The following is a 1,106-nucleotide window of genomic DNA, read 5'->3' on the forward strand; positions in this document are numbered from 1 at the left end:
GCTACACGCCGTATCAGCCGGAAATCGCGCAGGGAACGCTGCAATATCTGTTCGAGTTCCAGACGCAGGTCGCGGCGTTGACCGGCATGGAAGTGGCGAACGCCTCCATGTATGACGGCTCGACGGGAACCGGCGAAGCCGTGCTGATGGCGCACCGCGTCACCAAGCGTCGCAAGGCGGTGCTCTCCGGCGGTGTGCATCCGCATTACATCGACGTGGTGAAGACGCTCTCCGAAATGGCGAGCGACGACGTGCAGGCGCTCGCACCAGACGTTTCCGGGACAGAAGACATCCTCTCCCAGATCGACGACAGCACGTCTTGCGTCGTCGTGCAGACGCCGGACGTGTTCGGCAATGTGCGCGACCTGAAGGCGATCGCCGACAAGGCGCATCAGCACGGTGCCCTGCTCATCGCGGTGTTCACCGAAGTGATGTCGCTCGGCCTCGTGTCTTCGCCCGGCAGCATGGACGCCGACATCGTCGTCGGCGAAGGCCAGTCGATCGGCAACGCGCTCAACTTCGGCGGGCCCTATGTCGGTCTCTTCGCGGCGAAGTCGAAATACATCCGCCAGATGCCGGGACGCCTGTGCGGCGAGACCGTCGATGCGGACGGCAACCGCGGCTTCGTGCTGACGCTCTCGACGCGCGAGCAGCACATCCGGCGCGACAAGGCGACGTCGAACATCTGCACCAATTCGGGCCTTTGCTGTCTCGCCTTCACCATTCACATGTCGCTTTTGGGCGAAGCCGGATTGAAGCGTCTCGCGCGCATCAACCACGCGAACGCCGTCAAGCTCGCCGATGCGCTCGCGGGCGTGAAGGGTGCCGAGGTGCTCAACAAGACGTTCTTCAACGAGTTCACCGTGAAACTCGCCAAGCCCGCCGCCGAAATCGTCGAGCGGCTGGCGGACAAGGGCGTGCTTGCGGGCGTGCCGGTCTCGCGGCTGCTTCCTGGAGCTGGTCTCGACAATCTGCTGCTCGTCGCTTCCACCGAAGTGAACACCGATGAAGATCGCGCGGCCCTCGTCGCCGCTTTGAAGGAGGTTCTGTGATGTTGAACCGTCAGGGACGCCCCACTGCCGCCGGCGATGCCGGCACCAACGAGC

The 1,106-nt window shown here is 64.0% G+C and carries 1 protein-coding gene; it reads left to right on the forward strand.

Annotation, left to right across the window (positions count from 1 at the left end; all coding sequences use genetic code 11):
• Nucleotides 1-1,052 (forward strand): aminomethyl-transferring glycine dehydrogenase subunit GcvPA (gcvPA, locus tag AC1DT3_RS22170; RefSeq protein WP_477467331.1); only part of this gene is annotated, 1,052 nt, incomplete at its 5' end.
• Nucleotides 1,053-1,106: the final 54 nt, after the last annotated feature.

The organism is Microvirga sp. P4_G7 (assembly GCF_056401005.1).